This window comes from Micrococcus sp. 140720015-1, from assembly GCF_053627595.1.
In genome coordinates, this window is sequence record NZ_JBSEYC010000003.1 from 1 (window position 1) to 26630 (window position 26630).

Here is a 26630-nt window from a genome sequence, read left to right on the forward strand (position 1 = left end):
GGCCGATCACGGCCCAGACCTCGTCTGAGATCACGTCACGCGACATCCCTCAAGACTGAGGCATCGACCCCTTGGAACCCTTTAGCAACACGCCCAGTGCCCGGCCATGGACGTGGCCCACGTCCTGCCCGAGACGACCGAGCACCTAGAGTGATCCACATCACTCCCGCCTCGGCCTCTCACCCTGAACAGGAGCCCTATGTCCGCCACGTCCACACGTCCGCCCACACCCCGGCCCCCGGGCCGTGCCGCCCGCGAGGGCACGTTCTTCAGCCGCGCCATGCGTCCGCTGAACACGACGATGGAGCGGTTCATCCCGTCCTCGCTCGTGTTCACCATCGTGCTCACGTTCGCGGTGGCGGCCCTGTGCCTGCTGCTCACTCCGGCCGGGCCGGCCGACGTCGTCGTGGGCTGGGGTGACGGCCTGTCCGGGCTGCTGGCGTTCATCACGCAGATGGCGCTCGTGCTCATGCTCGGACACATCCTGGCGAACACCGGCCCGGTGCGCCGCCTTCTGGCCCGGCTCGCCAGCATTCCCCGCACGCCCCTGGCCGCCTACATCTTCGTGTTCGTGGTGGCGGCAGCGGCCTCCCTCATCACGTGGGGCCTGGGCCTGGTGGTCGGTGCGCTGCTGGCCAAGGAGGTCGCGGCGCAGGCCCGTGAGCGCGGGCTGGTCCTGCACTTCCCGATGCTGGTGGCCGCCGGGTTCTCCGGGTTCGTGGTGTGGCACATGGGGTACTCGGGCTCCGGCCCGCTGACGGCCGCCACCCCCGGTTCGTTCCTCACGGAGAGCCTGGACGGCCGGACGGTCCCGGTCTCGGACACCACCTTCTCCTGGTGGAACATCACCGCCGCCGTGGTGACCGTGCTCGTCGTGGCCCTGGCCCTGTTCCTCGTCGCCCCGCGCGCCGGGGACCGCATCATGGAGCTGGAGATCGACGCGCGGGACCAGGACGCCGTGTCCGCACCGGAGATCGAGACGCCGGCGGACCGCCTCGACGCCTCCCGTGTCCCCACGCTCCTCGTCGGCATCATGCTCGTGGTCTATCTGGTAATGCACTTCGTCGGCGGCGGCACCCTCACCCTGGACATCGTCAACTGGTCCTTCCTCGCGCTGATCCTGCTGCTGGTGCGCAGCCCGCACGAGCTGATCGGCCTCACCCAGTCGGCCGCGTCCAACGTGGGCGAGATCCTGCTGCAGTTCCCCCTCTACGCGGGCATCCTCGGCATGATGACGTCCACCGGCCTGGTGGCGGTGCTCTCGGACGCCTTCGTGGCGATCTCGAACCCGGTGACGTTCGGCCTGCTGGCGTTCCTGGCCGCGGGCCTCGTGAACTTCTTCGTCCCCTCCGGCGGCGGACAGTTCGCCGTGCAGGGCCCGATCATGCTCCAGGCCGGCGACGCGCTCGGCGTGGACCCGGCCATCACCATCATGGCCGTCTCCTACGGCGACCAGTGGACCAACATGATCCAGCCCTTCTGGGCGATCCCCCTTCTGGCGATCGCCGGGCTGAAGATGCGCGACATCCTGGGGTACACCACGGTCGTGCTGCTCGCGTCGGGACTCGTCTTCGGCGGCACGCTCCTGCTCGTCTCGCTCTGACCCGATCGGCCGACGCCGGCCGGGGCAGGACAGACGAAGGGCCCCGGGATCACCGGGGCCCTTCGCCTGTCATCACTCGCACCTTCATCACTCGCACCTCGATGAAGTGGTTCCACCATACGAACCGAGCATGGGCGCAGCCGTCACGCAGCCTGGCAGTTGCCTGGCAATGGCCGCCTCAGCCCAGGGCACCGCCGGACTCGGCCAGATAGCACGTGCCGCACAGGGACTCGTAGGTCACCTGGACACCGTCGATCGCCACCTGGTCCCCCTCGAACACGAAGTGCTCGGCGCCCGTGGCCGGGTCAACGACCTTGCGCGTGTTGAACACCGCCTTCCGGCCGCACCGGCAGATGGTCTTCAGCTCCTCCAGGGAGTGCGCCAGCTCCAGCAGTCGCGCGGAGCCCGGGAAGGAGCGGGTGCGGAAGTCGGTGCGCAGCCCGTAGGCGATCACGGGGACGCCGTCGAGCACGGCGATGCGCAGCAGGTCGTCCACCTGCGCCGGCTCGAGGAACTGCGCCTCGTCCACGAGCAGGCACGCCACGGGCGGGGCCTCCACGTGCCCCACGAGGGCGTCCGGGTCGTCACCGGTGGCGTGCCGGCGGAACAGCTCCCGCACGTCCGCTCCCGCCGGGACGAGGAAGTCCACGGCGCGGGTCACACCGAGGCGGGAGACGACGTCGCCCTCCCCCTTCACGTCGACCTCCGGCTTGGCCAGCAGCACCCGCTGACCGCGCTCCTCGTAGTTGAAGGCGGCCTGCAGCAGGCCTGTGGACTTGCCGGAGTTCATGGCCCCGTAGCGGAAGTAGAGCTTGGCCACGGCTCCGCTCAGCCCTGGGCGCGGCCCTGGTCGGCCTCGATCTGCTCCGCGGCCGTGGGGTCCGAGTCCCGCAGGAAGGTGCGGATGCGCTCGACCTCCTCGGACTCCCCGATCCCGGCGGCCGCGCGGCCCAGCGCGTACAGGGCGCGCAGGAAGCCGCGGTTGGGCTCGTGGGCGTACGGCACCGGGCCGGCGCCGCGCCACCCGGCCCGGCGCAGCGCGTCCAGGCCCCGGTGGTAGCCGACGCGGGCGTACGCGTAGGAGTCCACGGTCCGACCCTCGGCCCACGCGTCCTCCGCCATGAGCGCCCACACCAGGGAGGACTCGGGCGCCACCGGCACGATGTCCTCGGGCAGGTCACCGGCCTCGAGCCGGGCCAGCACCTCCGGCTCCTCCGGCAGGCGCGTCGCCGGCGGCTCCATCAGGTTCTTGCCGATCAGGGACTCGGACATGGGATGCCTCTTCTCCTCGCGGACGGTGCGGTCGCGGCCGAGTCTATCGACGGCGCCGGACGGGTCTCCGTTCCCGTCCCCGCGTCCAGGACGGTCCGGTACCGTAGGCGCAGCGTCCGTCCGCCGCCCCACGCTCCCGGGGCCGGGCCGCCGATGCCGTCGAAGGAGCCTCCATGACCCACCCCGCGCCCGCCCGCCGCCGTGCCCCGCTGGCCGTCGGCGTCGCCGCCCTCGCCCTCGCCCTGGCCGGCTGCGGCTCGGCCGGCCAGTCCGGTGAGCCCGCCTCGTCGACCGCCGCGGCGCCCAGCGGATCGGCAGCCTCGGCCGCGGCCGGCTCGGCCACGGAGAGCCCCACCGACCCGGCGTCCGCCGCGGCGTCCCGCGTCCGTGAGGCCCGCGCGTCGGAGTCCGCCGAGGGCACCCCGCGCGCCGAGCCGCGTCAGGCGTTCGAGACCGTCGGCCCGGGCATCAAGGACGGCGCCGCCACCGAGGCCTGGAAGAACACGGCCGCGGTCCGCAACGACACCGTCTCCGTGATGGACTGCACGCGCGACGTCCTGGACCAGCGCACCCTGGACGCCGTCGCCACGCACATCCCGGACAGCTCGAACATCGAGATCGTGCAGCTGTTCGCCTCGCAGGACGAGACCCACGAGTTCCTCACCTGCGTCTACAACGGCTACTTCGAGTACAGCCCCGGCATGCCCCTGGCGCAGGTCCACTACCAGCACAACCTCGACGACTCCCGCCTCGAGTGGTGCCAGGAGGAGCCCGCCGCCGTGGCGGACGAGTACACGTTCGACCCGAAGACCGGCAAGGGGCTGCTCGCCCTGCTGCGCCCGGGCATGGTCGGCGGCCAGGACGGCGCCCCCCTGCTGCCCCAGCGCACCGCGTGGGCCTGCTCCGAGGACGGCAGCGAGATGGTCTCCGTGACCATGGGCTCCATGGAGGGCTTCGGGGACGCCAACGGCGGCCTCACCCAGGTGGAGAACTCGCCGGTCGCGCAGAGCACCACCCTCGTCACCGAGACCCGCGACCACCTCGCGGACACCGTGCTGAAGGACGCCGGGGAGTTCCAAGAGGTCATCAAGCTCAGCTCTCCGTTCTTCCTGAACGCGCAGATGGACGAGGAGACCCTGGCCAAGGCCCGGGAGATCCCCACCGGCCGCGTGCCCGACGAGCTGCTGAACAACCAGTCCACGATCGACCGCCCCGAGGGCGCCCCCGGCCCCGTGGCCCCGGGCCAGCCGCCGCGGCCGTTCCAGGGCGCCGCGCGGGAGGCCGCCGAATCGCAGCGGGCCGCGGAGGCGTCCGCCTCGGCGTCGGCCAGCCCGTCACCGACGAACTCGGCCTCGGCCTCGCCGTCCCCGTCCCCGTCCCCCTCCACGTCCGGGGACTGACACCCGGCACGACGACGGCCGGTCACCCCGTGAGGTGACCGGCCGTCGTCGCGGGGCCCGGCGGATCAGGCCTTCGCCGCGGCGTCGTCCTGGCCGGCGAAGTGCCGGCGGTACGCGCCCAGGGTGAGGAACGCCGGGTACTCCGGCGGCAGGGCCGACTCGCAGAACACGCGCACCGCGTCCTCGAACCGGTGGCCCTCGGGCACCGGGCCGGCGAGGATCCGAGCGTGCTCCTCACGGATCAGCTGCTCCATCCAGCCGCGGTTGGCGGTCCGCACGCCGCCCTCGGTCAGCTGCACACCGGTGCCGTTGTGGGCCCACTGCCAGATCTGGGACCGGGAGATCTCCGCCGTGGCGGCGTCCTCCATGAGTCCGTGGATCGCGGCGGCGCCGTTCCCCCGCAGCCAGGACTCGATGTAGCGGATCCCGACCTCGATGTTCATCCGCACGCCGGCCTCGGTCACCGAGCCCGTGGTCGCGGCGACGTCGAGCAGGGCGGCCTCGTCCGGCTCCACGTCCTCGCGACGGCGGGTGCGGATCTGGTTCGGGGCCTCGCCGAGCACGGCGTCGAACTCCTCCCGGGCGACCGGCACGAGGTCCGGGTGCGCCACCCACGAGCCGTCGAAGCCGTCGCCGGCCTCGCGGGCCTTGTCCGCGCGCACCTTCTCCAGCGCGGCGGCGTTGGCCTCCTCGTTCCGGCGGTCCGGGATCACGGCGGACATGCCGCCGATCGCCGAGGCGCCGCGCCGGTGGCAGGCCCGGACCAGCTGCTCCGTGTAGGCCCGCATCATCGGCTGGGTCATGGTCACCTCCGAGCGGTCCGGGAGCACGAACTCGGCCCCGCGGTCCCGGAAGTTCTTGATGATGGAGAAGATGTAGTCCCAGCGGCCGGCGTTGAGGCCCGCGGCATGGTTGCGCAGCTGGTACAGGATCTCCTCCATCTGGAACGCCGCGGTGATCGTCTCGATCAGCACGGTGGCCCGGATGGTGCCCTGGGGGATGCCCAGCTCGTCCTGCGCCGCCACGAACACGCAGTTCCACAGCCGCGCCTCGAGATGGGACTCGAGCTTGGGCAGGTAGAAGTACGGGCCGTGGCCGCGGCGGATCAGCTCGTGGGCGTTGTGGAAGAAGTACAGGCCGAAGTCCACGAGGGCGCCGGCCATCGGCTCGCCGTCGACGCGGATGTGGTCCTCGATGAGGTGCCAGCCGCGGGGGCGGACGATGATGGTCGGCCGGTCCGTGAGCTCGCGCTCGCGCAGCCGGTACTCCTTGCCCTCGGGGGAGGTGAAGTCGATCTGGTCGCGGATCGCGTCGAACAGGTTGACCTGCCCGTCCAGCATCCGGTCCCAGGACGGCGTCGAGGAGTCCTCGAAGTCGGCGAGCCAGCCCGATGCGCCGGAGTTGAGGGCGTTGATCGTCATCTTCCGGTCCACGGGGCCGGTGATCTCCACGCGGCGGTCCCGCAGGCCGGGGGCCAGCGGCGCCACACGCCAGGAGTCGTCCTCGCGGACCCGGCGGGTGGACCGCAGGTAGTGCGGGTTCCAGCCGTCGGTGATGCGGCGCCGGGTGTACTCCCGCTCCTCGAGCAGCCGCCGACGGCGGTCCTCGGCCAGCCGGTGCAGGCGGCCGAGGAACGCCAGCGCCTCGTCCGTGAGGATCTCGGCCTGCCGCCCGTCGACCGGCCCGTGGACGGTCACCACGGGGTCGGCGCCCTCGGGGATGACGACGGGGATGGCCTGGGTGCTCACGTCATGCGGCAGGGGCGTGTGCTCCCGAACGTCGTCGGCATGGATCTCGTGCAGGGTGGGGGTCGTGGTCTGCGGGCTCATGGGACTGCCTCCTCGCGGTCTCGGCTGAGCGGATCAGTGGAACTGGCCGGACTCCGTGGAGCCCGCCAGGGCCACCGTGGAGCTGTCCGGGTTGATGGCGGTGGACACGGCGTCGAAGTAGCCGGTGCCGACCTCGCGCTGGTGCTTGGTCGCGGTGTAGCCACGGGCCTCGTCGGCGAACTCGCGCTCCTGCAGCTCGACGTACGCGGACATCTGACGCTCGTGGTAACCCTTGGCCAGGTCGAACATCGAGTGGTTCAGGGCGTGGAAGCCGGCCAGCGTGATGAACTGGAAGGTGTAGCCCATGGCGCCCAGCTCGCGCTGGAACTTGGCGATGGTGTCGTCGTCGAGGTTCTTCTTCCAGTTGAAGGACGGCGAGCAGTTGTAGGCCAGCATCTGGTCCGGGAACTCGGCCTTGACGGCCTCGGCGAACTTCCGGGCCAGCTCGAGGTCCGGCGTGCCGGTCTCCATCCAGATCAGGTCCGCGTGCGGGGCGTAGGCCTTGGCGCGGGCGATGCAGGGCTCGACGCCGTTGCGGACCTTGTAGAAGCCCTCCGCGGTGCGCTCACCGGTGATGAACTCGGCGTCGCGCTCGTCCACGTCCGAGGTGATCAGGGTGGCCGCCTCGGCGTCGGTGCGGGCGATGATCACGCTGGGCACGTCGGCGACGTCGGCGGCCAGGCGGGCGGCGTTGAGCGTGCGGATGTGCTGGCCGGTGGGGATGAGCACCTTGCCGCCGAGGTGGCCGCACTTCTTCTCGGAGGCCAGCTGGTCCTCCCAGTGCACACCGGAGGCGCCGGCGGTGATCATCGACTTCATGAGCTCGTAGGCGTTGAGCGGGCCGCCGAAGCCGGCCTCGGCGTCGGCCACGATCGGCACGAGCCAGTCCTCGACGGTGCTGACACCCTCGGCGTGCTCGATCTGGTCCGCGCGCAGCAGGGCGTTGTTGATGCGGCGCACCACCTGCGGCACGGAGTTGGCCGGGTACAGCGACTGGTCCGGGTAGGTGTGGCCGGAGAGGTTGGCGTCCGCGGCGACCTGCCAGCCGGAGAGGTAGATGGCGCGCAGTCCGGCCTTGACCTGCTGGACGGCCTGGTTGCCGGTGAGGGCGCCGAGGGCGTTGGTGTAATCACCGCGGGCGTTCTCGTCCTTCAGCTGGGTCCACAGCTTCTCGGCGCCGCGGCGGGCCAGCGTGTGCTCCTCCTGGACCCGGCCGCGGAGACGGACGACGTCCTCGGCGGTGAAGCTGCGCTCGACGCCGGCCCAGCGGGGGTTGTGCTCCCAGTCGTGCTGGAGCTGCTCGGCGGAGGCGGGAGTGGAGTGGCGGGGCTGGGTGGTCATGACGTCCTCCTGGGGATCGGTCCGGTTCGGTGAGGGTTCGGTGCGACGTGTCCGCCGCTGCCGTTGACATCCACCTTGGCCCCGGGCAAGGCCCTCTGGAACACAAAATCGGTGGAAACTCCGGTCGTTCCTGCCGCTGGGTCAGGACGTGACAGTCCTTACGCCCCAATGTGGTCTGAATCACGACAACGGCCCCCCGCTTGTCAAGAATGTGACCTTCTTTCCGCCACGCGTGATCTCCTGCCCCGGTTCCGTCTACAGTTCCGCGCATGATGACCCGCCCGCTTTCCGAGGACAGCGCGACCGTGGACGCCGTCGCGCTGGGCCGCCGCGTCCGGCACCTGCGCAAGCAGGCCGGCCTCACCCTGGACCAGCTCGCGGAGCGCACGGGCGTGAGCGGCTCGCACCTGTCCCTCGTGGAGAACGCCCGCCGCGAACCGCGGCTCTCGCTGGTCCAACGGATCGCAGAGGTCCTGGACGTGCCGGTCGAGGACCTGCTCACCGGCCGAGCACCCACCCGCCGGGCCGAACTGGAGATCGAGGTCGAACGGTTCGCGCGCTCGGAGCACTACGCCTCCCTCGGTCTGCCGCCGTTGCGCATCGGGCCGCGCACCCCCACCGAGGTCCTCGAGGTGATCGCGGGGCTGGAGGCCGAGCTGCGCCGTCGCCTGGAGGAGCAGGCCGCCACCCCCGAGGAGGCGCGCCGCGCCAACGCCCAGCTGCGCGCGCAGATGCGCGCGGTGGACAACCACTACCCCGATCTCGAGGCCGAGGCGCATCGGCTGCTCGACGCGATCGGCCACACAGGCGGGCCGCTGGGCCTGCACGCGGTCTCGGAGCTGGCCGAGCACCTCGGCTTCACCCTGCGCTTCGTCCCGGACCTGCCGCACTCCACGCGCTCCGTCACGGACCTCAAGCACGGGCGCATCCACATCAGCGGCTCCCGCTCCTCGGACCACGACCGCCGCACCGTGGTGCTCCAGGCTCTCGCCGCCGCCGTCCTGGGCCACGGCGAGCCGCGGGACTACGAGGACTTCCTCGCCCAGCGTGTGGCGGTGAACTACCTGGCGGGCGCGCTGCTCATGCCGCAGCGGGCGGCGTCGTCGCTGCTGCGGGCCGCCCAGAAGCGCCGGGACCTGTCCGTGGACGACCTGAAGGACGCGTTCGGCGTCTCCTACGAGGCCGCCGCGCACCGGTTCACCAACCTGGCCACCGTGGACCTGGGCATCCGCTGCCACTTCCAGAAGGTCCACGAGACCGGGGTGATCCACAAGGCCTACGAGAACGACGGGATCGTGTTCCCCGCCGACCACACCGGTGCGATCGAGGGCCAGCAGGCGTGCCGGAAGTGGGGCGCGCGGCAGGCCTTCTCCCGCAACGACCGGTTCCGCGCCCACACGCAGTACACGGACTCGCCCAACGGGACGTTCTGGTGCACCTCGATGATCGAGAACGGCCCCGACGGGCTGTTCGCCCTCTCCGTGGGCACCCCGTTCGAGCATGCCCGGCACTTCCGCGGCGCGGACACCCGCCACCGGGTCACCTCCACGTGCCCCGATCCGCGCTGCTGCCGCCGCCCCGACCCCGAGCTCGAGGCCGCGTGGGGCGGGCACGTGTGGCCCGCGGCCCGCATGCACGCGCATCTGCTGGCGGCCATGCCCACGCAGACCTTCCCCGGTGTGGACGAGCGCGAGGTCTTCGAGTTCCTCCAGGCCCAGGAGGAGCGGGAGGGCTGAGGACGACGCCGGCCCGCACCCTCACGCGAGGGTGCGGGCCGGTGCGGCGGGCGGCGGGGTCAGCCGATGCTCTTGCCGGCCGAGTTCAGCTCGGTGCAGGCCTGGACCACGCGGGCGGCCATGGCCTCCTCGGCCTTGGCGCCCCACACGCGGGGGTCGTACTGCTTCTTGTCGCCGACCTCGCCGTCGACCTTCAGGACGCCGTCGTAGTTCGCGAACATGTGCCCGGCCACGGGGCGGGTGAACGCGTACTGGGTGTCCGTGTCCACGTTCATCTTCACGACGCCGTACTCCACCGAGTCGGCGATCTCCTGGGCGGCGGAGCCGGAGCCGCCGTGGAACACGAGGTCGAACGGGCGCTCCTTGCCGAACTTCTCGCCCACGGCCTGCTGGATCTCCTGCAGGATCTCCGGGCGCAGCTTCACGTTGCCCGGCTTGTAGACGCCGTGCACGTTGCCGAAGGTCAGCGCGGTGAGGTAGCGGCCGTGCTCGCCGAGGCCGAGGGCCTCCACGGTGGCGATACCGTCCTGGACGGTGGTGTAGAGCTTCTCGTTGATCTCGTGGGCCACGCCGTCCTCCTCGCCGCCCACGACGCCGATCTCCACCTCGAGGATCTGCTTGTTGGCGTGGGTGCGCGCGAGCAGCTCGCGGCCGATCCGCAGGTTCTCCTCGAGGGTCTCGGCGGAGCCGTCCCACATGTGGGAGTTGAAGATCGGGTCGCGCCCGGCCTTCACCTCGGCCTCGGAGGCGTCCAGCAGGGGCAGAACGAAGCCCTCGAGCTTGTCCTGGGGGCAGTGGTCCGTGTGCAGGGCGATGTTCACGGAGTACTTCTTGGCGACCTCGCGCGCGAACGCGGCGAAGGCCAGCGAGCCGGCGACCATGTCCTTCACGGAGGAGCCGGAGAAGTAGGCGGCGCCGCCGGTGGAGACCTGGATGATGCCGTCCGAGCCGGCCTCGGCGAAGCCGCGGATGGCGGCGTTCAGGGTCTGGGAGCTGGTGACGTTGATCGCCGGGAAGGCGAAGGCGCCGTTCTTGGCGGCGTCGATCATCTCGGCGTACTTCTCCGGGGATGCGATGGGCATGCTGCAGCTCCTAGGCGTCGTCGACTCGGGCAGGCGGGGGAGCGCGGCGGGCGCGACACCCTCGGGCACATCCTATCCGCGCGGCCGGACCCGCCCCAGGGTCCCGGACCCGACGGCGCCGCCGGCCTGGGCACGGCCCCGCCGCCGGCCTAGGGTGAGCTGCATCACATTCGCATCCGAGAGACCGGAGACCGCCATGGCCCCCTCCCGCCCCCTCGCCCTGGCCGCCGCCGTGGCCGTCGTCGCCGGGTTCGGCGCGCCGCACGCCGCCCTCGCCCAGGAGTCCGCCCCGGCCCCGGACGCGCCGGAGGTGAGCTCCGCCGTCGAGGACCTGTCGCAGCCGGCCACGACGGCGGAGGACGCCCGCTGGAACGCGGCCCGGGACGCCCTGGCGGCCGCCTCGGCCGACGACCCCTTCTACCTGCCGCCCGCCGTCGTGCCCGCGACCCCCGGCGCCCTGATCCGCAGCGAGCCCGCCGCCTTCTATCTGGATCCCGTGCGGCTGGTGCAGGTGCCGGCGCAGGCCACGCGCATCATGTACGCCTCGCAGGACGCCCAGGGCCGGCCCGTCGCCGTGACCGGCACCGTGCTGACCCCCACCGCCCCCTGGACGGGCGGCGGCGAGCGCCCCGTGATCGGCTACGCGGTGGGCACCCAGGGCGCGGCGGACCGCTGCGCCCCCTCGCGCACCCTCTCGACCGGCGAGCAGTACGAAGGCGTGGGGATCACGTCCCTGCTGAGCCGCGGCCACGCCGTGGTGATCACCGACTACGAGGGCCTGGGCACCCCGGGCGCGCACACCTACATGGTCCGGGAGGCCCAGGCGCACGCCGTCCTCGACGCGGTGCGCGCGGCCGCCCAGGTGTCGGGGTCGGGCGTCACCGCGACCGCGCCGGTCGCGCTCGCGGGCTACTCGCAGGGCGGCGGGGCGGCCGCGGCCGCGGCCGAGCTCGCGTCGACCTACGCCCCGGAGCTGGATCTCAAGGGCGCCTACGCGGGCGCCCCGCCGGCCGACCTCGTGCAGGTCGCGGACCGGATCGACGGCGGTCTCTACGCGGCCTTCCTGCTCTACGCGATGGCCGGGCAGCTCGCCGCGTACGACGTGGACCCGGCCACGCACCTCAACGAGACCGGCTTGACGGCCCTCGACGGCGCGGCCGAGACCTGCATGACGGGCAGCCTCGCCTACGCGCACCTCGACTCCGCCACGCTGACCCGCACGGGGCAGGACTTCCCTGAGCTCGTCCGCTCCGACGCCGAGCTGGGCGGGATCCTCGCGGAGCAGCGGATCGGTGCGCAGGGCCGCCGTCCCGCTGTGCCGGTGATGATCGCGCACTCCGTCACGGACGACGTCATCCCGTACCGCGCCGGCCGCGACCTGGGCCGCCGCTGGTGCGCGGAGGGCGCGCGGGTGCGCTTCGACCCGCTCCTGACCCCGACCCACATGGGCGGCTACGTGGCCGCGCTGCCGCGGATGGGGGCGTTCCTGGACGCGACCCTCGCCGACCGCTGGACCGCCGACTCGTGCGGGTGGTTCTGAGCCTCGGCTAGCGTCGGGGCCAGGACCGTCCCGCCCACCGAAGGAGCAGTCATGCGCGCCGAGCAGGTCACCGATCCCGTCACCTACCACGGCGAGGGCCCCGTCTGGGCCGCCTCGTGGGGCACCGCCGCCGAGGGCGTGACCGCCGGCGGCGGCCTGCGCTGGGTGGACATGCTCGCCGGGGACGTCCTGTCCCTGCGCGCCGACGGGACGGTGGACCGCACGCACGTCGGCGACGTGGCCGCCGCGCTGCGCCCGCGTGCCGGGGGCGGCGCCGTCGTCGCGGTGGAGCGGGGCTTCGCCCTGATCTCCCCCGAGGGCGAGCTGACGACGCTGCCCGAGCTGTGGGGCGCGGACGCGGGGATCCGCATGAACGAGGGCGGCTGCGACCCGGACGGCCGGTTCCACTGCGGCACCATGGCGTACGCCAAGACCCCCGGCGCGGCGAACCTCTACCGGCTCGCCCCCGGGCCGGACGGCGGCGCCGGCGAGGTGGACGTCGTGCTAACCGGCGCGACGACGTCCAACGGCCTCGAGTGGAGCCCGGACGGCACGCGGGCCTACTACAACGACACCCCCACGCGGCAGGTGGCCGTGTTCGACTACTCCCGCGAGGAGGGCCTGACGAATCGGCGCGTGCTCGTGGACGTGCTCGACGGCGAGGGCAAGCCGGACGGGCTCACCGTGGACGCCGAGGGCGGGATCTGGGTGGCCGTGATCAGCCACGGGCAGATCCACCGGTACACGCCCGAGGGGACGCTCGACGAGGTGGTGGAGGTGCCCGTGCAGAAGACCACGGCGTGCACCTTCGGCGGCGACGACCTCGGCACCCTCTACATCACCACCTCCTGGGAGAACCTGGAGCGCGGCGAGGACCCGCTGGCCGGGGCCCTGTTCGCCGTCCGCCCGGGGGTGACGGGCCTGCCGGCCCGCCCCTTCGCGGGCTGAGGCCGTCACGCCGCACGTCGTCGGCGCGGTCCTGCGCCGTCCTGCGCCGTCCTGCGCCGTCCTGCGCCGTCCTGCGCTGTCCTGCGCCGCGAGCCAGACGAATCTGCGGTCCGGAGGCTCCTTTCAGCACGGAATCGTCTGGCTCGCGCCGGAGTCAGGGGACGGCCGCGTGCTGCCGGATCCACGCGTGCATCGCGATGCCGGCGGCCACGCCCGCGTTGATCGAGCGGGTGGAGCCGTACTGCGCGATGGACAGCACCGCGCTCGACGCCGCCCGCACCTCCGCCGAGAGCCCCGGCCCCTCCTGCCCGAAGACGAGCACGCAGGCACGCGGGAAGTCGAAGGTCTCCACCGGCACCGACTCGGGGAACAGGTCCACACCGAGCACGGGCAGCCCCTCCCCCGCCGCCCACGCGGTGAACGCCGCCACCGTCTCGTGGTGGCGCACGTGCAGGTAGCGGTCGGTGACCATGGCGCCGCGCCGGTTCCAGCGGCGCCGCCCGATGATGTGCACCCCGGCGGCGTTGAACGCGTTGGCGGTGCGCACGACGGTGCCGATGTTCAGGTCGTGCTGCCAGTTCTCGATGGCCACGTGGAACGGGTGCCGCCGCGCGTCGAGGTCCGCGACGATCGCCTCGAGGCTCCAGTAGCGGTAGCGGTCGAGCACGTTGCGGCGGTCGCCGTGCGCGAGCAGCTCCGGGTCGTAGCGGGGGTCCTCCGGCCACGGGCCGAGCCACGGCCCGACGCCGACCTCGCGGGGCGCGGCGCCGTCCTCAGCCGGCGCGGGCTCGCTCAGCGGCCGGCCTCGGACCGGTCGACGGCGGCCCAGGCGGCCCCGGCGGACACCGCCGCCACGGAGAGCACGGCCGGCCACGCGCCGATCTTCTTGGCCAGCGGGTGGGAGGCGCCGAAGCCGCCGAGATACAGGGCGGCCAGGCCCCCGGCGACGGCCGGCCCCCGTGTGGCCAGCCACGTCCGGCCGGCGTACAGGCCCGCGGCGGCCAGCACGACGCCGCCGAGCGGGCGGATGCCGGTCTCACGGGCGGTCAGGTAGCCGCCGATCAGACCGAACGCGGTGACCGGGGCCGTGGAGACGGCGTGGGCGGGGAGCAGGGTCTTGCCGTCGCGGACGACGGGCGGGGCATGACGCGGAGTCTTCATGGCGCCACCGTAGCGCGCGCATCCTGGAATACGCCGGGGGCCAGCGTCGGGGAGAATGTCCTGGTGAGCATGATCGACAACGCCGTGTACGTGGACGGGCGGCGCGTCCACGCCCCCTCCACCCTCGAGGACACCTGGGGGGAGTGCGAGCGCACCGGCGGCATGGCCTGGCTGGGCCTGTACCGCCCGGACGTGGCCGAGCTCCAAGCGGTCGCGGAGGAGCTGCGCCTGCACCCGCTCGCCGTCGAGGACGCCCTCGCCGGAGGCGAGCGCGCCAAGCTGGACCGCTACGGCGAGGACTCGTTCATGGTCCTGCACCCGGCCCGCTACATCGACCGCACCGAGACCGTGGAGTTCGGCGAGCTGAGCGTCTTCACCGGTGAGCACTACGTGGTGACGGTGCGTCACGCGGAGGAGCCGGACCTGGCCGCCGTGCGTCGGTCCCTGGAGACGGAGGGCCGCGAGCGCCTCGCGATGGGGCCGTGGCAGGTCACCCTGGAGATCCTGGACCGGGTCGTGGACGACTACTTCCCGGTGGCCGACGGCCTCGAACAGGACATCGCGGAGATCGAGGACCAGGTCTTCGCCGGCGACGGGCACGTCTCCCGGCGCATCTACGACCTCTCCCGCGAGGTACTGAACTTCCAGCACGCCATCCGCGCGCTGCCGCACATCGTGGAGCAGCTCCAGGAGGAGGTGCGCACCCGCCTGCACGAGGACACCCGCCGCCTCGACGCCGACGGCCTGCCCCGGCGCGACGACGCCCACGCCTGGGAGGACGAGGAGCTCAGCGATCAGGCGCGCCTCGAGGTGGAGAACCTGCGCCGCCTGCGCGACGTCCACGACCACACCGTCCAGATCAACGAGCGCGTGACGACCATGCGCCAGATGCTCAACAGCGCCCTCGAGCTGGACTCGACGCTGGCCTCGAAGCGGCTGGCCGAGCAGTCGATCGCCCAGAACGAGCAGGTCAAGCAGATCTCGTCCTGGGCGGCGATCATCTTCGCACCGCAGCTGGTGGGCTCGGTGTACGGCATGAACTTCGACGGCATGCCCGAGCTGCACTGGGCGTTCGGCTATCCGTTCGCCCTGGGACTCATGCTGGCGGTGGCCCTCACCCTCTTCGTGCTGTTCAAGCGCGCGGACTGGCTCTAGGCGGGCGGCGCGGGGCCGTCCGAGGCTCAGCCGAGGCCGAGCTCGTCCTTGCCGAACGCGTACAGGTACGGCACCCCCGCCTCCTCGGCCACGCGCTCGGCGGCCCCGGTCGCGCGGTCGACGATCACGGCCACGGCCTGGACATCGCCGCCCGCGTTGCGCACGCCCTCGACGGCGGTCAGGGCGGAGCCGCCCGTCGTCGAGGTGTCCTCCAGCACGACGACGCGGCGACCGTCCACGCCCGGGCCCTCCACCTGCCGGCCCATGCCGTACGACTTCTGCGCCTTGCGCACCACGAACGCGTCGAGCGCGCGGCCCGCGGCGCCGGCCTGATGCATCATCGCGGTGGCCACGGGGTCGGCGCCCATGGTCAGACCGCCCACCGCGTCGAACCCGATCCCGTTCTCCTCGAGCAGGCGCAGCATCACGCGGCCGATCAGCGGGGCGGCCTCGTGGTGCAGGGTCACGCGGCGCAGGTCCACGTAGTAGTCCGCCTCCTTGCCGGAGGACAGGGTCACCCGGCCGTGCACGACGGCCAGCTCCTGGATGAGCTGCCGGAGCCGCTCGCGGTCCTGCTCGGGCGTGGGGACGGTGGGGGTCTGCGCGTCGGTCATGCCGCCCATGCTAGTGCGGGCCGGACCGCCCCTGCCGCTTCCGCCCCGGCCTGGCTAGGCTCGGGCCATGAGCGAGATCCCGCACGACGACGCCGCCGTCCAACACCCCTCCGGCCTGCCCCTGGCACACTGGCTCACCCTCACCGAGGGCCTGATCGCGGCGCGCGTGGCCGAAAGCCTCGAGGAGCACGGCCTCACCCGCGCCCAGTGGCAGCTGCTGAACACCCTCACGGTGGCCCCGCAGTCCCGCGCCGAGCTCGAGGCCGGCTTCGAGGAGGAGCAGCGCGGCGCGGTGTCCGGTCAGATGGAGGAGCTGGTCGAGTCCCACTGGGTGACGGTCGAGGGCGACCTCTACACCCTCACCGCCACGGGCCGCACCGCGGGCGCCCGCGTGGGCGAGGCGGTCGAGGCCCTGCGTGCCGAGGCGACGGCGGACGTCCCGCGGGACCAGATCGACGACGCCGTCCGCGTCCTGCGCCGCATCGCCCGCAACCTGGGGCACCCGGACGCGTGAGCCGTCGTCGCCGGCCGCCCCTGTCCCCGTGCGCGGGGCCGGTCCTACGCTGACCGGCATGCGTGAACTCCAGCAGCGGATCATCGCCCAGCAGGGCGTCCTCCCCGAGATCGACCCGGCGGCTGAGGTCGAACGGCGCGTGGCCTTCCTCGTCGACTACCTCGCGGCCACGGGCGCGTCCGGCTTCGTCCTGGGCATCTCCGGCGGCGTGGACTCCACCGTGGGTGGCCGGCTGGCCCAGCTCGCCGTCGAGCGTCGCCGCGCCCAGCTCGGCGTCACGGACGCCGTCGCCCTGGGCGGCCCCGGCACCACCCCGCCGGGTGAGGCGGGGGCGGGCGCCGACGTCGTGCCCTCCCGCGAGAACCCCCGGTTCACCGCCGTGCGCCTGCCCTACAAGGTGCAGCACGACGAGGCGGATGCGCGGGCGGCCATGGACTTCGTGGGTGCGGATCAGGACGTCACCCTGAACATCGCGGAGGCCGTGCAGGGTCTGGCCGCCGCCTTCGCCGAGGCCGTGGGGGAGCCGATCTCGGACTACAATCAGGGCAACGTGAAGGCCCGCATCCGCATGACGGCCCAGTACGCGGTGGCCGGCGCCCACGGGCAGCTGGTGATCGGCACGGACCACGCGGCGGAGGCCGTCACCGGGTTCTACACGAAGTTCGGCGACGGCGGCGCGGACGTCCTGCCGCTGGCCGGCCTGAACAAGCGGCAGGTGCGGGCGCTGGGCCGCGAGCTCGGCGCCCCCGAGCCCCTGTGGAACAAGGTGCCCACCGCGGACCTGCTGGACGGCACGCCGGGCCAGACGGACGAGGCCGAACTCGGGATGACGTACGAGGACATCGACGACTACCTCGAGGGCAAGGACATCCCCGCCGAGGTCGCGGAGAAGCTCGAGGGGATCTGGCTCCGCAGCCGCCACAAGCGCACCATGCCGGTCTCGATCCACGACGACTGGTGGCGCTGAGGCGCCGATCCCACCGTGCCCGCGCCCTTCGATAGCCTGGCCGGGTGAAGATCGCCACCTGGAACGTCAACTCCCTCCGTGCCCGCGCCGACCGCGTCGAGGCCTTCCTCGAGCGCCACGACATCGACGTCCTGGCCATCCAGGAGACCAAGTGCCGGGACGAGAACTTCCCGTGGGAGCTCTTCGAGCGCGCCGGCTACGAGGTGGTGCACAACGGCACCTCGCAGTGGAACGGCGTGGCCATCGCCTCCCGCGTCGGCCTGAGCGACGTGCAGCGCGGCTTCCCCGGCCAGCCGCACTTCGGCAAGGGCGGCGTGGACCCGCAGGAGGAGTCCCGCGCCATCGGGGCGACCGTGGGCGCCGAGGCGGCCGACGGCGTCGCCCCGGTGCGCCTGTGGAGCCTGTACGTGCCCAACGGGCGCGGCCTGGAGAACGAACACATGGGCTACAAGCTCGAGTGGCTGCGCGTGCTCCAGGAGCACGCGGCCGCTCGCCTCGCCGAGGACCCGGACACCCGGCTCGCCCTGACCGGCGACTGGAACATCGCTCCGCAGGACGAGGACGTGTGGGACATCGAGCTGTTCCAGCGCGAGGGCTACACGCACGTCTCCCCGCCCGAGCGCGCGGCGTTCCACGCGTTCGAGGACGCCGGGCTGGTGGACGTGGTGCGCCCGCGCCACCCCGGCCCCGGCGTGTACACGTACTGGGACTACACGGGCCTGGCCTTCCCCAAGAAGAAGGGCATGCGCATCGACTTCCAGCTGTGCTCCCCCGCCCTCGCGCGGACGGTCACGGACGCCTGGATCGACCGCGAGGAGCGCAAGGGCAAGGGCGCCTCGGACCACGCGCCCGTGGTCGTCGAGCTGGGCTGAGCCACGGACGAGCCCGCGATGACCCACGACGACGACGGCCCGCCCCCGGGTGTCGCGCGCGGCACCGCGCACCTGCGCGTCTTCCAGCCGCTGGCCGCGTTCCCGGACGCGGTCCAGGCGCGACTGATCGCCGGCGGCCATCGCACGCGCGCCGAGGTCGAGGCCGAGGCGGCGGAGCGGGCCCGGCGTCGCCTGGCACGGCCCGTGGCCGACCCGTTCCCGGAGCCCGGTGAGGACGACCTCGTGCGGGTCCTGCAGGACGAGCACCGCTCCGCCTTCTACTGCCCGGACGAGCGGGGCCTGCGCGCCGAGATGGCCGCGGCCGTGCTCGAGGAGACCATGCTGCCGCGGCTGCACGAGGCCGCCATCCCGCCGGCGGCGCGGGCGATGAACCGCGGCCGCGCGCTCGTGGCGCTCGAGGAGGAGTGGGGCCTCTCCCCCGACCCGGACGCGGCGGGCGAGGACCCGCAGGACGAGGACGGTGCGCCGGACCACCACCGCGGGCAGACGCGCACGGCCACGTGGGGTGTGCCGCACGGCTGGCTCACGGTGTTCGACCCCGAGGAGCCGGTGGAGCGCCTCGTGGACGGCGAGCGCACGGCGTACCGGCGCGCCCCGATCGTGGCCGCCCGGGAGCGGGCCGGGCACGCGGCGGCGGTGCTCGCGCGCCACGCCCCGGACGCGGAGCTGATCGGCGAGCTCACGGTGATGGTGGAGTGGCTCGGCGCGTTCCACCCCGACTCGTGGATCGAGCTGGACTACGGCGGCCTCACGCGGCATGTGTGGCCGGACGACTCCGTCTTCGACCTGTGGACGCTCATCGACGCGCTCGAGGAGGGCGACGAGGCGACCGCCGGCGTCGCGCAGGAACGACTGAACCGGCGCTGGGCCGCCGTCGGGATGCTGGCCCGGCTGACCTGAGCCGGCCCGGCGCACCGGGGTGGGGCCGCCCCGGGCATCCGAGACGCACACCACGCCGCCGACGCCGCCCACGCGGGGCGCGCGCCCCGGCGTCGGGCCTAGGGTGGATCCCATGACCACGCAGCGCCTGAGCACCCCGCCCTCGGAAGCCCGGAACCGGCCCGTCACGCCATGGTGGGTGGACGCCGTGATCTACCAGGTGTACCCGCGCTCCTTCGCGGACGCGGACGGGGACGGCATGGGCGACCTGCGCGGCGTCACCTCGCGCCTCGACTACCTGGCCCAGCTCGGCGTGGACGCGATCTGGCTCTCGCCCTTCTACCTCTCCCCGCAGCACGACGCCGGCTACGACGTCGCGGACTACCGCGCCGTGGACCCGCGGTTCGGCACGCTCGCGGACGCGGACGAGATGATCGCCGCCGCGCACGAGGCCGGCATCCGCGTGGTCGTGGACCTCGTGCCGAACCACACCTCGTCCGAGCACGCGTGGTTCCAGGCCGCCCTGGCCGCCGGCCCCGGCTCCCCCGAGCGCGCCCGCTACCACTTCGCCGAGGGCCGCGGCGAGCACGGCGAGCTGCCCCCCAACAACTGGGAGTCCACGTTCGGCGGCCGGGCCTGGACCCGCGTGACCGAGGCGGACGGCACCCCGGGCCAGTGGTACCTGCACCTGTTCGACACCACGCAGCCGGACCTGAACTGGGAGAACGAGGAGGTGCGCGAGGAGTTCCGCTCCATCCTGCGGTTCTGGCTGGACCGCGGCGTGGACGGCTTCCGGGTGGACGTGGCCCACGGGCTCATCAAGCAGCCCGGCTACCCGGACGCCGAGCACTCCCGCATGGGCATGGTCACGGACGCGGGCGAGGACGCCGACCCCACGTTCGACCCGGACACCTTCGAGCCGCTCACCCCGTTCATGGACCAGGACCGCGTCCACGAGGTCTACCGGGACTGGCGGCAGGTCCTGGACTCCTACGACCACGAGCCGATGATGGTGGCCGAGGCGTGGGTGGCCCCCCTCTCGCGCATGTTCCGGTACGTCCGCCCCGGCGAGATGCACCAGACCTTCAACTTCACCTACCTCATGGCCGGCTGGGACGCCGCGTCGCTGACCCACGCGATCGACCGGTCCTTCGAGCAGGCCGGCCGCGTCGGCGCCCCGAACACCTGGGTGCTCTCGAACCACGACACGGTGCGCCACGCCTCCCGCTACGGCCTCGCGGACCCGAGCTCCTACCCCGCCGGCATCACGGCCGAGGACGAGCAGCCGGACGAGGCGGTCGGCCGCCGTCGGGCCCGCGCCGCCGCGATGGTGGAGCTGGGCCTGCCCGGCTCCGCGTACATCTACCAGGGCGACGAGCTGGGCCTGCCCGAGCACACCACCCTCGCCGCCGAGCATCGCCAGGACCCGTACTTCTTCCGCACGGACGGCAAGGAGCCCGGCCGCGACGGCTGCCGCATCCCTCTGCCGTGGGCCGCCGACGAGCCGTCCTACGGCTTCTCGACCCCCGCGGACGACGACGGCCCCGCGTCCGCCGCCGAGGGCGTCGCCGTGCCGTGGCTGCCCCAGCCCGCGTCCTTCCGAGCGCTGGCGGCGGACCGGCAGGTCGGCGTCGAGGGCTCCGTGTTCGAGCTGTACCGGCGTCTGCTGCAGATCCGCGGCGAGCTCGACCTGGGCACGGGCACGTTCGCGTGGTCCGAGCACCACGACCCCGCACGCGGCGTGCTGGCGTTCACGGTCACCTCGGGCGGTGGCCGGCACCTGGGCTCGGGCCAGCCGATCCCGGCGCGCACCGTGCTCGTGATGGCGAACCTGTCGACCGATCCCGTCGACCTGCCCGCGAACCATTCCCGGGCCCTGTTCTCCCTCGAGGAGGCGGAGGCCGTGCAGGACGGGCGGCTCGCGCACGACGCCGCCGCGTGGCTGCTCATGGACTGAGCTCGGCGCGCCCCGGGACCCGCCGGGGCGCCACGGACCTTCCGCGGGGAATCCGCGGTGGGCGAGGTCACATCATCCGGCCCGGCCGGACGAACGCGACGTAACGTCCACGATGACTCGCATCACACCGGACAAAGTGGCATGAACGCTGTGTCACGAGTCACCATGGCGTGTCCTGATCCACCCCCTTCGAGCGGAGACTTCACGTGAGCACCTCCCCCTCCGGCTCCCGCGTCGCCGAGCCCGGCGCGGCCACCGCGGACCGCGGGCAGCTGCACCGCGGCCTCAGCCAGCGGCACATCATGTTCATCGCCCTGGGCACGGCGGTGGGCACCGGCCTCTTCTACGGCTCGGCCGGCGGCATCCAGGCCGCCGGGCCGGGCGTGATCCTGTCCTTCCTCGTCGCCGGCGCCGCCGTGTTCCTCGTGATGCGCGCCCTCGGCGAGATGACGCTCCGGGAGCCCGTCTCCGGGTCCTTCGCCGCCTACGCCTCCCGTTATCTCGGCCCCTTCGCCGGCTACGTGACCGGCTGGACCTTCGTCTTCGAGCTGGCCGTCGTGATCGTCGCGGACACCGCCGCCATCACCACGTACATGGCGTTCTGGTTCCCGGGGGTCCCGGCCTGGGCCTGGGTCGCGGCCACGATCCTCGTGGTCGGCCTGATCAACTTCACGCACGTCGGCAACTTCGGTGAGGCCGAGTTCTGGCTGACGCTCGTGAAGGTCGGGGCCATCGTGGCGATGATCTTCGGCGGTGTGATCCTGCTCTTCACCGGCGCCTCCACCGCGGACGGCACCCAGGCCGGCCTGGCGAACCTCGTGGACCACGGCGGATTCCTGCCGCACGGCATCCTGGGCGTGCTGACCGCGCTCACCATCGTGACGTTCTCCTTCGGCGGCATCGAGACCCTCGGCGTGGCCGCGGGCGAGGCCAAGAACCCGGAGAAGGTGCTGCCCAAGGCCATCAACACGGTGCCGATCCGCATCCTGTTGTTCTACGTGCTGACGATGGCGGTCATCATGGCCCTCGTCCCCTGGAACCAGGTGGACGGCAAGGCCAGCCCGTTCGTGCAGATCTTCGAGGGCCTCGGCGTCCCCTTCGCCCCGCACCTGCTGAACTTCGTGGTGCTCACGGCCGCCGTCTCCGCGATCAACGCCTGCATCTACGCGTCCGGTCGCCTGCTCTACGCGATGGCCCACGACGGCCAGGCGCCCCGGGCCTTCACCCACACCAACCGCGGCGGCGTGCCGTGGCTGTCCGTGGCCGTGATGCTGGGCGTGATGGTGCTCGGCGCGGTGCTGATCACCGTGGACCCGAATGCCTTCAGCCTGGTGGCCGGCGTCGCCTCGTTCGCCGTGGTGCTGACCTGGGCCATGATCTTCCTGTCCCACCGCGCCATGCGCCGGCGCGTCGCGGAGCAGGGCGCGGAGCCGTCCCCCTTCCCCATGCCGCTGGGCAACGTCGGCACCTACCTGGGCCTGGCGTTCGTGGCCACCGTGGTGATCACCATGGCCACCATCCCGGATTCGCGCCAGGCGCTCATCATCGGTCTCGTGTGGGTCGCGGTGCTGACCCTCGCCTGGTTCGTCACGGGCACCCGTACGTCGGCCGCGGCCCACGACCGCACCGGCACCCTGCCGGTGGTCCGTACCCGCCAGTCCCACGAGGACTGACCCCCCCACGACGACGACGGCCCCTGTCCCGCGCGGGACAGGGGCCGTTCTCGTCGGGGCCGGGAGGGCGCCCGGGGGCCGGACGTCAGTGCTCGGAGCGGCGCAGCCGGGTGCGGCGCGGCCCCTCCGAGGCCGGGACGCCGGCGGCCGCATCGGCGATCCGCTGCTGGTGGTCCCGGCTGAGGGAGGCCCACCACTGCGAGGCCGCCACGGGGCCGGCGTCGACCACCTCGTCGTCGTCGGACTCGAGGCCCAGGCGGTCCTTGATGGAGGCCAGCATGGCCTGGCGGCGCACCGCCTCCACCCGCGCCACGGAGTAGCCGAGCGAGCGGAACGTGGCCAGGCAGATCAGCAGCATCATCACGGAGAACGGCAGGCCGATGGTGATGGCCAGGACCTGGATCGCGGACAGGCCGCCGGCGGCCAGCAGTGCCGCGGCCATGAGCGAGGTGGCGATGGCGAAGAAGATCTTCACCGTGGCCTTCGGGTTCACGTCGCCGCCGGTGGCGAGCATGCCCATCACGAGCGAGCCCGAGTCGGCGGAGGTGATGAAGAAGATGCCCGAGAGGATGATGGCGCCGACCACGAGCATCATGCCCGCGGGCAGCTGCTCGAGCACCTGGAACAGCGCGGTGTTCGAGTCGATGGCGCCGTCCGCGCCCACCACGGAGGTGTACCCGGCGGGGCGGGTGGTCTCGAGGAAGACGGCGGTGCCGCCCAGGATGCCGAACCAGACCACGCAGACCAGGGTGGGCACCAGCAGCACGCCGGCGAGGAACTCGCGCACGGTGCGGCCGCGCGAGATGCGGGCGATGAAGATGCCGACGAACGGCGTCCAGGACATCCACCAGCCCCAGTAGTACGCGCTCCAGCCGGCCTGCCACGCGTCGCCCTCGGCGCCGTAGAACGCGGAGACGTTGAGCGAGTTCGCGAAGAAGTACTGCATGTAGGAGCCGAGGGACTGCACCATCTCCTTGAACAGGAACGCGGTGGGCCCCACGATCGCGATGAACAGCAACAGGCCGGCGGCCAGGATCAGGTTGGTGTTGGACAGCCACTTCATGCCGCGCTCCACGCCGGAGACCACGGTGTAGAGCACCACGCAGGTGACCGCGCCGATCATGACGTACTCGAGCCAGGGGCTGTCCTCGGGCACGATGCCCAGCGCGCGCAGGCCCGCGGACATCTGGGTGACGCCGAGGCCCAGCGAGGTGGCCACGCCGAAGACGGTGCCGATGAGGGCGATGTTGTCGATCAGGTGGCCCCAGCCGCCGCGCACGCGGCGCTCGCCGATCAGCGGCTCGAAGGCCCAGCGCAGCGCGAGGGGACGGCCACGCCGGTGGATGGCCAGCGCGACCGCCACGCCCACCACCGCGTAGATCGCCCAGGGCTGCAGGCCCCAGTGCAGGAACGTGGTGGCCAGCGCCGACTGGGCGGCCTCCGCCTGGGTGGGGTTGGCGGCCGCCAGGTCGGGCCGCGGGTCGGTGAAGTGCATGAGCGGCTCGGTCATGCCGAAGAACACGAGGCCGATGCCCATGCCCGCCGCGAAGAGCAGGGAGAACCAGGACAGCGTGGAGAACTCGGGCTTCTCATCGGGCTTGCCGAGCGTGATCTGCCCCTTCCGGGAGAACGCGAGGTAGCCGCAGAACAGCACGAAGAACAGGGCGACGAGGGCGTACCACCACGAGAAGTTCGTGATGATGGCCTGCTGGACCAGGCCGATGCCCACGGTCATCTGCTCGGGGGCGAGCAGCGTGGCCACCACGAAGGAGAGCACGATGACCGCGGAGGGCCAGAACACCCACGGCAACAGGACGCGGTCGCGGGCGGCCGCGGCGGAGGTGGCAGGGGCGACGCCGGCGTCGGGGGCGGTCGCCGAGGACGGATGGTTCCCGGGTTGCTCGGGGATCATGGGCTCGGTCGAGGGCGGTGTCGGATCGCTCATCCTCCCGACCTTACGTGGTCCCGCGCGCAGGCCCCCCGCCTGAGACGCGGCCGAGTGGACGGTCTCACCCGGCCGGGTGACCGCGCCCACGGCCCCGGCGCGGGCGCCCCCTGGTGACGCGTGGGCGGCCTCACTAGGGTGTGGGGCACCACGACGACGGCGGGGCCGGACGGGCCCGCCCGTGAGAGGAAGGACCCGCACCATGACCGACGTCCCCTTCGAGGACCGCGAGGACGAACGAGAGCTCGAGACGGACCTGCTCGCCGATCCCAACGCCGCCGGCGACCCCGAGCCGGAGGACGGCCGCGACGGCCAGCCCGTGCGCGGCGGCTCGGACGACCCGCAGCACTGGGCCGGGGAGGGACGTGCCCCGGACTCCCTGCGCAATGCGGAGTCCGCCGCCCTGCACATCGAGGAGGACGCCCAGGACCGCACACGTGCGGACGAGGGCGACGTCGAGATCCTGTGAGCGCCCCTCAGCCCCGGTCGGGGACGAGGCCGGTGCGCAGGAGGGTCAGTGCATCGTCCTGCCCGAGGAGCGGCTGACGCATCTCGGCGCGGAGGAAGTCGAGCATCGCCGCGGCCAGCGCCGGCTCTTCGGAGGCGATCGCGTCCGTCGCGATCGCGGCGTGGAAGTCGAGGGCGAACGCGGCCGTGGCGGTCTCGGCGATGCAGCTGTGGGTGGAGACGCCGCACAGCAGGAGCCGATCCACCCCGCGGCCCCGCAGCTCGGCCGCCAGTCCGGTGCCGTGGAAGGCGGAGTCCCGGGTCTTCACGACCTCGACGGCGTCCGGGGCGGCCGCCGCGACCCCGTCGAGCAGAGCGGCCTGCCGGGTGCCCGGGAAGGCGAAGCCCTCGCCGTCGGCCAGCATGTTCAACGTCCACGTGGAGCGGTCCCGCGCGTGCTCGGTCCGCACCAGGAAGACGGGTCGGCCGGCCTCGTGCGCGGCCCTGAGCAGTTCCACGACCGCCGCCGTCAGCTCGGCCTGATGGGCGGCCAGCGCGGGATGCTCGAAGTAGCTGTGCTGGACGTCGATCACCACGAGCGCGGTCTCGCCGCCGGTCGCGCGGGCGGAGGGGGAATCGGGCATCGACCCAGTGTCCCCACCGGGTCGCCGCCTGTCAGCGGCCCGTCGCCCCGGACGACGAAGGCCCCCCGCGTCTGCGGGGGGCCTTCTCGAAGTGGTGGCTCCGACCGGCGTCGATCCGGTGACCTTACGATTTTCAGTCGTACGCTCTACCAACTGAGCTACAGAGCCCGGCGACCTTCGTCACCAGGACCATGCGTCACCGGACTCCGTTTCCGAATGCCGGTGATCGGACGATCCGAGCGACCCTGACGGGACTTGAACCCGCGACCTCCGCCGTGACAGGGCGGCGCGCTAACCAACTGCGCTACAGGGCCATGTTCTGTTGTTCTCGCCGCTTTCGCAACGAGTGGAAACTCTAGCAGAGCCTCCGAGCGTCGTGCAAATCCACGCTCCACGTGCCGTTCCGGCCGCCGAGGGCGGCCGTTCTGCGTACCCCCAACGGGATTCGAACCCGTGTCGCCGCCGTGAAAGGGCGGTGTCCTAGGCCTCTAGACGATAGGGGCAGGTCCGATGTCGAGATTCCCGAGGTGGACCCTGGGAGTCTATGGTGGCCGCACACCCTCCGGCAAGTCCGGCCGCCGGCCGGCCGCCCTCCGCACCGCGGAGCCCCGCACCCCCAGGAGCCGCCGTGGACCACCGCCCGTCGCCCGAGCAGCCCGCCGCCACGTGGATGAGCGAGCAGGAGTTCGACGACGCCGTCTCCGCGGCCCTCACCCGCATCCCGGACGAGCTGGCCCGGCTGCTGACGAACGTCGTCGTGGTGGTGGAGGACGAGTACGAGCCGCAGCGCTGGGAGGACCCGGCCACCGAGCTGTTCGGCCTCTACGAGGGCGTGCCGCTGACCGAGCGCGCCGAGTTCGCGTGGCAGATGCCGGACCGGATCGTGGTGTTCCGCGGCCCGCTCACCCGCCATTGCACCTCCCGCGCCGAGCTCGAGGACGAGATCACCGTCACCGTCATGCACGAGGTGGGGCATTTCTTCGGCATCTCCGAGGAGCGCCTCCACGAGCTCGGCTGGGGCTGAGCGCCG

The 26630-nt window shown here is 72.6% G+C and carries 24 protein-coding genes and 3 tRNA genes; 14 read left to right on the forward strand and 13 right to left on the reverse strand.

Features of this window, described 5'->3' with window-relative positions; translation table 11 throughout:
- Nucleotides 1-280 precede the first annotated feature (280 nt).
- The gene (locus ACUXPL_RS05490) at nucleotides 281-1603 is read left to right on the forward strand and encodes a short-chain fatty acid transporter (RefSeq protein WP_454182945.1); all 1323 of its coding nucleotides are present in this window, start codon (nucleotides 281-283) and stop codon (nucleotides 1601-1603) included.
- Nucleotides 1604-1781: 178 nt separating this feature from the next.
- Here ACUXPL_RS05490 and ACUXPL_RS05495 read toward each other — a convergent pair whose 3' ends face one another.
- Both ACUXPL_RS05495 and ACUXPL_RS05500 read right to left on the reverse strand, forming a co-directional pair.
- Nucleotides 1782-2423 carry a thymidine kinase gene (locus ACUXPL_RS05495; RefSeq protein ID WP_010079593.1) on the reverse strand — a complete coding sequence of 214 codons (642 nt, stop codon included), beginning with the start codon at nucleotides 2421-2423 and terminating at the stop codon, nucleotides 1782-1784.
- Nucleotides 2424-2431: 8 nt separating this feature from the next.
- On the reverse strand, nucleotides 2432-2875 hold the full coding sequence (locus ACUXPL_RS05500; protein WP_095695231.1) for a DUF3151 domain-containing protein: 444 nt from the start codon (nucleotides 2873-2875) through the stop codon (nucleotides 2432-2434).
- A gap of 173 nt (nucleotides 2876-3048) precedes the next feature.
- Here ACUXPL_RS05500 and ACUXPL_RS05505 point away from each other — a divergent pair, with 173 nt between their 5' ends.
- A complete protein-coding gene (locus tag ACUXPL_RS05505) occupies nucleotides 3049-4275 on the forward strand; it encodes a hypothetical protein (protein ID WP_454182433.1) in 1227 nt (408 codons plus the stop codon).
- 65 nt (nucleotides 4276-4340) lie between these two features.
- Here ACUXPL_RS05505 and aceB read toward each other — a convergent pair whose 3' ends face one another.
- The gene (gene aceB / locus ACUXPL_RS05510; RefSeq protein WP_454182435.1) at nucleotides 4341-6104 is read right to left on the reverse strand and encodes a malate synthase A; all 1764 of its coding nucleotides are present in this window, start codon (nucleotides 6102-6104) and stop codon (nucleotides 4341-4343) included.
- A 33-nt stretch (nucleotides 6105-6137) separates the two neighbouring features.
- Nucleotides 6138-7445 carry an isocitrate lyase gene (aceA, locus tag ACUXPL_RS05515; RefSeq protein WP_180536736.1) on the reverse strand — a complete coding sequence of 436 codons (1308 nt, stop codon included), beginning with the start codon at nucleotides 7443-7445 and terminating at the stop codon, nucleotides 6138-6140.
- A 269-nt stretch (nucleotides 7446-7714) separates the two neighbouring features.
- Here aceA and ACUXPL_RS05520 point away from each other — a divergent pair, with 269 nt between their 5' ends.
- Nucleotides 7715-9181 (forward strand): helix-turn-helix domain-containing protein, encoded by a 1467-nt coding sequence (locus tag ACUXPL_RS05520; RefSeq protein ID WP_454182437.1) that lies wholly within the window; start codon nucleotides 7715-7717, stop codon nucleotides 9179-9181.
- Between the two features lie 59 nt (nucleotides 9182-9240).
- On the opposite strand, the gene fbaA is transcribed toward ACUXPL_RS05520, so the two are convergent.
- On the reverse strand, nucleotides 9241-10263 hold the full coding sequence (fbaA, locus tag ACUXPL_RS05525) for a class II fructose-bisphosphate aldolase (RefSeq protein ID WP_180536734.1): 1023 nt from the start codon (nucleotides 10261-10263) through the stop codon (nucleotides 9241-9243).
- 196 nt (nucleotides 10264-10459) lie between these two features.
- Here fbaA and ACUXPL_RS05530 point away from each other — a divergent pair, with 196 nt between their 5' ends.
- Both ACUXPL_RS05530 and ACUXPL_RS05535 read left to right on the forward strand, forming a co-directional pair.
- Nucleotides 10460-11803 carry a lipase family protein gene (locus ACUXPL_RS05530; protein WP_454182439.1) on the forward strand — a complete coding sequence of 448 codons (1344 nt, stop codon included), beginning with the start codon at nucleotides 10460-10462 and terminating at the stop codon, nucleotides 11801-11803.
- Nucleotides 11804-11854: 51 nt separating this feature from the next.
- A complete protein-coding gene (locus tag ACUXPL_RS05535) occupies nucleotides 11855-12751 on the forward strand; it encodes an SMP-30/gluconolactonase/LRE family protein (protein ID WP_454182441.1) in 897 nt (298 codons plus the stop codon).
- A gap of 154 nt (nucleotides 12752-12905) precedes the next feature.
- Here ACUXPL_RS05535 and ACUXPL_RS05540 read toward each other — a convergent pair whose 3' ends face one another.
- Both ACUXPL_RS05540 and ACUXPL_RS05545 read right to left on the reverse strand, forming a co-directional pair.
- The gene (locus ACUXPL_RS05540) at nucleotides 12906-13547 is read right to left on the reverse strand and encodes a TrmH family RNA methyltransferase (RefSeq protein WP_405355600.1); all 642 of its coding nucleotides are present in this window, start codon (nucleotides 13545-13547) and stop codon (nucleotides 12906-12908) included.
- Nucleotides 13544-13912 (reverse strand): hypothetical protein, encoded by a 369-nt coding sequence (locus tag ACUXPL_RS05545; protein ID WP_036334633.1) that lies wholly within the window; start codon nucleotides 13910-13912, stop codon nucleotides 13544-13546. Before ACUXPL_RS05545 ends, ACUXPL_RS05540 begins: the two co-directional genes overlap by 4 nt.
- Before the next feature lie 69 nt (nucleotides 13913-13981).
- Between ACUXPL_RS05545 and ACUXPL_RS05550 the strand changes: the two genes are divergently transcribed.
- On the forward strand, nucleotides 13982-15067 hold the full coding sequence (locus ACUXPL_RS05550; RefSeq protein ID WP_454182947.1) for a magnesium and cobalt transport protein CorA: 1086 nt from the start codon (nucleotides 13982-13984) through the stop codon (nucleotides 15065-15067).
- A 26-nt stretch (nucleotides 15068-15093) separates the two neighbouring features.
- On the opposite strand, the gene pyrE is transcribed toward ACUXPL_RS05550, so the two are convergent.
- Complete coding sequence (pyrE, locus tag ACUXPL_RS05555) at nucleotides 15094-15690, reverse strand: orotate phosphoribosyltransferase (protein WP_454182443.1); 597 nt, start codon at nucleotides 15688-15690, stop codon at nucleotides 15094-15096.
- Nucleotides 15691-15748: 58 nt separating this feature from the next.
- Between pyrE and ACUXPL_RS05560 the strand changes: the two genes are divergently transcribed.
- From ACUXPL_RS05560 to ACUXPL_RS05585, 6 genes are all read left to right on the forward strand, one after another.
- The gene (locus tag ACUXPL_RS05560) at nucleotides 15749-16195 is read left to right on the forward strand and encodes a MarR family winged helix-turn-helix transcriptional regulator (RefSeq protein ID WP_454182445.1); all 447 of its coding nucleotides are present in this window, start codon (nucleotides 15749-15751) and stop codon (nucleotides 16193-16195) included.
- A gap of 58 nt (nucleotides 16196-16253) precedes the next feature.
- Nucleotides 16254-17162, forward strand: a complete 909-nt coding sequence (gene nadE, locus ACUXPL_RS05565) for an ammonia-dependent NAD(+) synthetase (protein ID WP_454182447.1) — start codon at nucleotides 16254-16256, stop codon at nucleotides 17160-17162.
- 44 nt (nucleotides 17163-17206) lie between these two features.
- The gene (locus ACUXPL_RS05570) at nucleotides 17207-18034 is read left to right on the forward strand and encodes an exodeoxyribonuclease III (protein WP_222958819.1); all 828 of its coding nucleotides are present in this window, start codon (nucleotides 17207-17209) and stop codon (nucleotides 18032-18034) included.
- An 18-nt stretch (nucleotides 18035-18052) separates the two neighbouring features.
- Complete coding sequence (locus ACUXPL_RS05575) at nucleotides 18053-18955, forward strand: hypothetical protein (RefSeq protein ID WP_454182449.1); 903 nt, start codon at nucleotides 18053-18055, stop codon at nucleotides 18953-18955.
- 112 nt (nucleotides 18956-19067) lie between these two features.
- Nucleotides 19068-20891 carry a glycoside hydrolase family 13 protein gene (locus ACUXPL_RS05580; RefSeq protein ID WP_454182451.1) on the forward strand — a complete coding sequence of 608 codons (1824 nt, stop codon included), beginning with the start codon at nucleotides 19068-19070 and terminating at the stop codon, nucleotides 20889-20891.
- Nucleotides 20892-21097: 206 nt separating this feature from the next.
- Nucleotides 21098-22564, forward strand: a complete 1467-nt coding sequence (locus ACUXPL_RS05585) for an amino acid permease (protein ID WP_180536722.1) — start codon at nucleotides 21098-21100, stop codon at nucleotides 22562-22564.
- A gap of 85 nt (nucleotides 22565-22649) precedes the next feature.
- Here ACUXPL_RS05585 and ACUXPL_RS05590 read toward each other — a convergent pair whose 3' ends face one another.
- Nucleotides 22650-24509 (reverse strand): BCCT family transporter, encoded by a 1860-nt coding sequence (locus ACUXPL_RS05590; RefSeq protein ID WP_454182453.1) that lies wholly within the window; start codon nucleotides 24507-24509, stop codon nucleotides 22650-22652.
- Between the two features lie 202 nt (nucleotides 24510-24711).
- Here ACUXPL_RS05590 and ACUXPL_RS05595 point away from each other — a divergent pair, with 202 nt between their 5' ends.
- On the forward strand, nucleotides 24712-24978 hold the full coding sequence (locus ACUXPL_RS05595; RefSeq protein WP_115165508.1) for a hypothetical protein: 267 nt from the start codon (nucleotides 24712-24714) through the stop codon (nucleotides 24976-24978).
- A 7-nt stretch (nucleotides 24979-24985) separates the two neighbouring features.
- Here ACUXPL_RS05595 and ACUXPL_RS05600 read toward each other — a convergent pair whose 3' ends face one another.
- From ACUXPL_RS05600 to ACUXPL_RS05615, 4 genes are all read right to left on the reverse strand, one after another.
- Nucleotides 24986-25600 carry a cysteine hydrolase family protein gene (locus ACUXPL_RS05600; protein WP_454182455.1) on the reverse strand — a complete coding sequence of 205 codons (615 nt, stop codon included), beginning with the start codon at nucleotides 25598-25600 and terminating at the stop codon, nucleotides 24986-24988.
- 92 nt (nucleotides 25601-25692) lie between these two features.
- Nucleotides 25693-25768 (reverse strand) — tRNA-Phe (locus tag ACUXPL_RS05605).
- Between the two features lie 72 nt (nucleotides 25769-25840).
- A tRNA-Asp gene (locus tag ACUXPL_RS05610) sits at nucleotides 25841-25914 on the reverse strand.
- A 116-nt stretch (nucleotides 25915-26030) separates the two neighbouring features.
- Nucleotides 26031-26103: transfer RNA gene (locus ACUXPL_RS05615), tRNA-Glu, on the reverse strand.
- A gap of 125 nt (nucleotides 26104-26228) precedes the next feature.
- On the opposite strand from ACUXPL_RS05615, the gene ACUXPL_RS05620 reads away from it, so the two are divergent.
- The gene (locus tag ACUXPL_RS05620) at nucleotides 26229-26624 is read left to right on the forward strand and encodes a metallopeptidase family protein (RefSeq protein ID WP_002856128.1); all 396 of its coding nucleotides are present in this window, start codon (nucleotides 26229-26231) and stop codon (nucleotides 26622-26624) included.
- The last annotated feature ends 6 nt before the right edge of the window (nucleotides 26625-26630 follow it).

Bases quoted from the DNA above. Each gene is read 5' to 3' on its own strand.
- ACUXPL_RS05590 (WP_454182453.1), bottom strand. From the start codon at position 24,509: ATGAGCGATCCGACACCGCCCTCGACCGAGCCCATGATCCCCGAGCAA.
- ACUXPL_RS05535 (WP_454182441.1), top strand. From the start codon at position 11,855: ATGCGCGCCGAGCAGGTCACCGATCCCGTCACCTACCACGGCGAGGGC.
- ACUXPL_RS05550 (WP_454182947.1), top strand. From the start codon at position 13,982: ATGATCGACAACGCCGTGTACGTGGACGGGCGGCGCGTCCACGCCCCC.
- ACUXPL_RS05505 (WP_454182433.1), top strand. From the start codon at position 3,049: ATGACCCACCCCGCGCCCGCCCGCCGCCGTGCCCCGCTGGCCGTCGGC.
- fbaA (WP_180536734.1), bottom strand. From the start codon at position 10,263: ATGCCCATCGCATCCCCGGAGAAGTACGCCGAGATGATCGACGCCGCC.
- ACUXPL_RS05500 (WP_095695231.1), bottom strand. From the start codon at position 2,875: ATGTCCGAGTCCCTGATCGGCAAGAACCTGATGGAGCCGCCGGCGACG.
- ACUXPL_RS05545 (WP_036334633.1), bottom strand. From the start codon at position 13,912: ATGAAGACTCCGCGTCATGCCCCGCCCGTCGTCCGCGACGGCAAGACC.
- ACUXPL_RS05520 (WP_454182437.1), top strand. From the start codon at position 7,715: ATGATGACCCGCCCGCTTTCCGAGGACAGCGCGACCGTGGACGCCGTC.
- ACUXPL_RS05530 (WP_454182439.1), top strand. From the start codon at position 10,460: ATGGCCCCCTCCCGCCCCCTCGCCCTGGCCGCCGCCGTGGCCGTCGTC.
- ACUXPL_RS05580 (WP_454182451.1), top strand. From the start codon at position 19,068: ATGACCACGCAGCGCCTGAGCACCCCGCCCTCGGAAGCCCGGAACCGG.
- ACUXPL_RS05560 (WP_454182445.1), top strand. From the start codon at position 15,749: ATGAGCGAGATCCCGCACGACGACGCCGCCGTCCAACACCCCTCCGGC.
- ACUXPL_RS05600 (WP_454182455.1), bottom strand. From the start codon at position 25,600: ATGCCCGATTCCCCCTCCGCCCGCGCGACCGGCGGCGAGACCGCGCTC.
- aceA (WP_180536736.1), bottom strand. From the start codon at position 7,445: ATGACCACCCAGCCCCGCCACTCCACTCCCGCCTCCGCCGAGCAGCTC.
- aceB (WP_454182435.1), bottom strand. From the start codon at position 6,104: ATGAGCCCGCAGACCACGACCCCCACCCTGCACGAGATCCATGCCGAC.
- pyrE (WP_454182443.1), bottom strand. From the start codon at position 15,690: ATGGGCGGCATGACCGACGCGCAGACCCCCACCGTCCCCACGCCCGAG.
- ACUXPL_RS05595 (WP_115165508.1), top strand. From the start codon at position 24,712: ATGACCGACGTCCCCTTCGAGGACCGCGAGGACGAACGAGAGCTCGAG.
- ACUXPL_RS05575 (WP_454182449.1), top strand. From the start codon at position 18,053: ATGACCCACGACGACGACGGCCCGCCCCCGGGTGTCGCGCGCGGCACC.
- nadE (WP_454182447.1), top strand. From the start codon at position 16,254: ATGCGTGAACTCCAGCAGCGGATCATCGCCCAGCAGGGCGTCCTCCCC.
- ACUXPL_RS05490 (WP_454182945.1), top strand. From the start codon at position 281: ATGCGTCCGCTGAACACGACGATGGAGCGGTTCATCCCGTCCTCGCTC.